This window comes from Streptomyces sp. NPDC001002 (assembly GCF_053599215.1).
The window spans coordinates 1-4,511 of the sequence record NZ_JBSFLV010000277.1 but is presented as its reverse complement, the minus strand read 5'-3'; the positions used below and the strand labels follow the sequence as shown (position 1 = coordinate 4,511).

Sequence of the window (4,511 nt, the reverse complement as noted above, 5' to 3'; positions counted from 1 at the left end):
GTGACCGCGTACTGCCACAACCCCTATCCGGGGACCGACCGGGTCCGCCTGCACGTCGAGTGCGACCGGTGCGGCGGCGCCCGTACAGCGTGGTGTTGCTGGACGAGGTGGAGAAGGCGCACCCGGAGGTCTTCGACATCCTCCTCCAGGTACTGGACGACGGCCGCCTCACCGACGGCCAGGGCCGCACGGTCGACTTCCGCAACGTGATCCTGGTCCTCACCTCGAACCTGGGCAGCCAGTTCCTGGTGGACCCGATGACGAGCGAGGCGGAGAAGAAGTCCCAGGTCATGGACGTGGTCCGGGCCTCCTTCAAGCCGGAGTTCCTGAACCGCCTGGACGACCTGGTCGTCTTCTCGGCCCTCGCCAAGGACGAACTGGCCCGCATCGCCCGCCTCCAGATCGACCGCCTCGCCAAGCGCCTGGCGGAACGCCGCCTCACCCTGGAGGTCAGCGAGGACGCCCTGACCTGGCTCGCGGAAGAGGGCAACGACCCGGCGTACGGCGCCCGCCCCCTCCGCCGCCTCGTCCAGACCGCCATCGGCGACCGCCTCGCCAAGGAGATCCTCTCCGGCGAGATCAAGGACGGCGACACGGTACGGGTGGACACGTTCGGCGAGGGGCTGATCGTGGGGCCGGCGACGGGGAAGACACTGTGACGATCACGCGCTGATCAGGGGGTGGTGAGTTTCCGGCCGTCGGGCTTGCCACCCCCCTCCCCGCATGGGAGAGGATGACGGCATCCATATGAAGGGAAATTCACGGTGACCATCGACCCGTCCTCGATTCCGAACTTCGGGGGCCAGCCCGAGCCGCAGCCCCAAGGGCCGGCGGGCCCCGTTGTCCCGGATCAGGACCTCGTGAAGCAGCTCCTCGAACAGATGGAGCTGAAGTATGTCGTCGACGACGAGGGAGACCTCGCGGCGCCGTGGGAGCAGTTCCGTACGTACTTCATGTTCCGTGGCGAGGACGACCAGGCCGTCTTCTCGGTGCGGACGTTCTACGACCGGCCCCACCAGATCGACGAGAAGCCGCTGCTGCTGGAGTCCATCGACGACTGGAACCGGCGCACCCTGTGGCCCAAGGTGTACACGCACACGCATGACGACGGCACGGTCCGTCTGATCGGCGAGGCGCAGATGCTGATCGGCACCGGCGTCAGCCTGGAGCACTTCGTCTCCTCGACGGTCAGCTGGGTGCGCGCGGCCATCGAGTTCGACAAGTGGCTCGTCGAGCAGCTCGGCCTTGAGCAGGAGGTCAACGACGCGGAGGAGAAGGGCGAGGACGAGGAGTAGTTCTCGCCTCCGGTCTCCAAGGCTTCTCCGGTCCTCACAGCGGCGTGTTCGCGATCACCACGAGATACGCCCCGTAGCCGAACGAGAGCCCGGCCAGGGCGCCGACCACCACGGTCGCGTGCCAGGGCCGGGCTCTCGCCGTGCGGGCGAGTGCTCGGGCGAGGGGGAGGAGGAGTGGGAAGGCCGGGAGGAGGAAGCGGGGCTTTGATTCGAAGAAGCCTGAGCCGCCCAATGTGATCAGGAGCAGTACCCCCGTGTAGACGAGCAGGGGGAGTGGTGCCCGGTCCGCCAACAGAAGCGCGTACAGAACCACCGCGACCGCCACGATCATCAGCGTCACCGGGAACACGAAGCGGTCGCCTCGCAGGAGCAGGTGTTTGGCGAAGACGAGCGAGCCTCTGCCGAAGTCGAATCTCGAACCCCACAGCCGCTGCACCTCGAAGTAGCCGCCCAGCAGGTCACCCTTGCGGTGGCCGACCCACAGGACGTACGCGGTCCAGCCGCTCGGCGCGAGCAGTGCGCCCGTCCACAGGCTGTGGACAACTTTGCCGCGCGTCCGGCAGATCTCGTACGCCGCCGTCACCAGGACCGCCGCCGCTACCGCGAATCCATTGGGCCGGGCCAGTCCGGCGAGGGCGGCCAGTGTGCCCGCCCAGACCCATCGGCCGTCCAGCACCGCGTACAGGGCCCAGGCGGCGAAGGCCGTGAGCACCGGTTCCGTGTACGCCATGGACAGGACGATCGAGTGCGGGAGCAGGCCCCAGAGGAGGACGAGGGCCGTGGCCACCGCGCGGCCGTGCAGGCGGTTGCCGAGCGCGTAGAGACCGCAGGCCGCGACCGCCGCCGCGAGCCAGGACACGAGCAGGCCCGCCGTGACTCCGCTCAGCGGGCTGAGCGCGGTCACCGCTCGGACCAGGGCCGGGTAGAGCGGGAAGAACGCCAGGTCGCTGTGGACCACCCCGGGCTGGAAGTACAGGGTCCTGCCGTAGCCGTGCGCCGCGATCCCCAGGTACCACTGGGAGTCCCAGGAGCGGCCCAGGAGCGCCGGCCAGTGCCCGTCGGTCGCCCAGGCCGTCAGAGCCAGCGCGGCGACGCCCAGCAGGCGTGCGGCGGCGAACAGACCCAGGGCGCCGCCCAGGGCCGCCGCGGTGGAGGGGCGGGGGCGGGGGTGGGTACGGGCTTGGGGGCCGGGCTCCGTGACGGGGTGGCGCGCGAGGGTACTGGCGTGGGTCACACCGGCACATTGCCGGGTGAAACGGACATAGGCGAGCGTTGTGCGGCCGGGCGGGTACGGATTCGCTCCGCTCGGCGTGGCGGCGTGACACCGCACATTGGCGACCTCACGCCGGCTGCCTCACTCCGGTGACTTCACGCCAGTGACTTCAGGCGGCTCACCGCCTCCTCCAGCACCCCGGTCCGCTTGCAGAACGCGAACCGTACGAAGGGCGCCCCCTCCTCCCGGTGGTCGTAGAAGACCGCGTTCGGGATGGCTACGACGCCGGCGCGTTCCGGCAGTGCGCGGCAGAAGGCGAAGCCGTCGCCCCCGTGGGACAGCTCCGTGCCGAGGGGGCGGATGTCGGTGGTGATGAAGTACGTGCCGGCCGGCTCGAAGACCTCGAAGCCCGCGTCCGTCAGGCCCGCCGCCAGCAGGTCCCGCTTGGCCAGCATGTCCGCGCGGAAGGCGGCGAAGTAGGAGTCGGGGAGGGAGAGCGCCTCGGCGATCGCGTACTGGAAGGGGCCGGACGCCACGTACGTCAGGAACTGTTTCGCCGAGCGGACCGCCGAGACCAGTTCCGGCGCGGCCGTCACCCAGCCCACCTTCCAGCCGGTGAAGGAGAAGGTCTTGCCGGCCGAGCCGATGGTGACCGTGCGTTCGCGCATGCCCGGGAAGGTCGCCAGCGGGATGTGCTCGGCTTCGTCGAAGACCAGGTGCTCGTAGACCTCGTCCGTGATGACCAACAGGTCACGGTCGACGGCCAGTTCGGCGATCGCGGTGAGCTCCTCGCGGGTGAGAACCGTGCCGGTGGGGTTGTGCGGGGTGTTGATCAGGAGAAGGCGGGTGCGGTCGGTGACGGCGGCGCGCAACTCGTCGAGGTCCAGCCGGAAGGCGCCTTCGTGGGGGCGCAGGGTGACCGGTACGCGCGTGCCGCCCGCCATCGCGATGCACGCCGCGTACGAGTCGTAGTACGGCTCCAGGGCGATGACCTCGTCGCCGGGTTCCAGCAGGGCCAGCAGGGCGGCGGCGATGGCCTCGGTGGCGCCTGCCGTGACCAGGACCTCGGTGTCGGGGTCGTGGGTCAGGCCGTAGAGGCGCTGCTGGTGCGCGGCGATCGCGGTGCGCAGTTCGGGGACGCCGGGGCCGGGCGGGTACTGGTTGCCGCGGCCGTCACGCAGCGCCCGTACGGCGGCCTCGCGGACCTCTTCGGGGCCGTCGGTGTCGGGGAAACCCTGGCCCAGGTTGATCGCGCCGGTCCGTACGGCGAGCGCGGACATCTCGGCGAAGATCGTCGTCCCGAACTCGGCGAGACGGCGGTTGAGGAGCGGGCGGCTGCTGGAGGTCATGCCGGTCATCCTGCGCCGAAGCTCTGGATTCGCTCAACTCTGCTTTGGCCGGGAGCGTGCGAGGGCATCCCCCGTTCACGCAAGACGCGAGGCGCCCACGGGGGGTCGCTTCGGGGGAGCAGAAAGGACGGTGGCGCCATGGCAATCGGCATCATCGTGGTGGTGGTCGTGATCGCGTTCGCCGTGGTCACCGCAGTGGTGAGCAAGGCGAGGAGGGTCGGCGGGACGGCGTACCGCGGGGGACGGCGGCGCGGCTCCGGCGACAGCTGGTGGGCCGGCGGGGCGGCCGGGAGCAGCAGTGGGGCGGTGTCCTGCGGGTCGTCGTCCGGCGGTGACTCCGGGGGGCACTCGGGCGGCCACTCGTGCGGCGGCGGCTCGTCCTGCGGGGGCGGCTCCTCCTGTGGCGGCGGGGGCGGATGCGGGGGAGGCAGCTGATCCGGCGGGGGCGGATGCGTCGGAGGCGGCTGAACCGGCCGAGGCAGCTGACACGGGGCAGCTGAGCTCCACCGGGAAAGATGTCACCGCGCATACGTCCCACCCGTCACTCCAGTAGAGCGCCCGCCGGGCACCACGCCCCGCGGGGTCGAGGAACGCGGTCCGTCGCTCACTCGGACGGAAGAGGAATCCGCTCGACGTGCTGTTCGTCGAAGTCCT

General features: G+C 70.5%; 4 protein-coding genes and 1 pseudogene. 3 read left to right on the top strand and 2 right to left on the bottom strand.

The genetic code is table 11. From position 1 onward, the window contains the following. Nucleotides 1-68 precede the first annotated feature (68 nt). Nucleotides 69-659, top strand: a pseudogene (locus tag ACWDR3_RS47235) (AAA family ATPase); the annotation flags it as partial. Nucleotides 660-764: 105 nt separating this feature from the next. Further along, entirely contained in the window at nt 765-1,295 is a 531-nt protein-coding gene (locus tag ACWDR3_RS47230; protein WP_450358870.1) for a YbjN domain-containing protein, read from the top strand. Nucleotides 1,296-1,329: 34 nt separating this feature from the next. Here the strand turns inward: ACWDR3_RS47230 and ACWDR3_RS47225 are convergent, their stop codons facing one another. Beyond that, a complete protein-coding gene (locus tag ACWDR3_RS47225; protein WP_450358869.1) occupies nt 1,330-2,529 on the bottom strand; it encodes a mannosyltransferase family protein in 1,200 nt (399 codons plus the stop codon). Between the two features lie 134 nt (nt 2,530-2,663). Further along, on the bottom strand, nt 2,664-3,866 hold the full coding sequence (locus ACWDR3_RS47220; protein ID WP_450358868.1) for a pyridoxal phosphate-dependent aminotransferase: 1,203 nt from the start codon (nt 3,864-3,866) through the stop codon (nt 2,664-2,666). A 129-nt stretch (nt 3,867-3,995) separates the two neighbouring features. Here ACWDR3_RS47220 and ACWDR3_RS47215 point away from each other — a divergent pair, with 129 nt between their 5' ends. Then, complete coding sequence (locus ACWDR3_RS47215; protein WP_450358867.1) at nt 3,996-4,292, top strand: hypothetical protein; 297 nt, start codon at nt 3,996-3,998, stop codon at nt 4,290-4,292. The last annotated feature ends 219 nt before the right edge of the window (nt 4,293-4,511 follow it).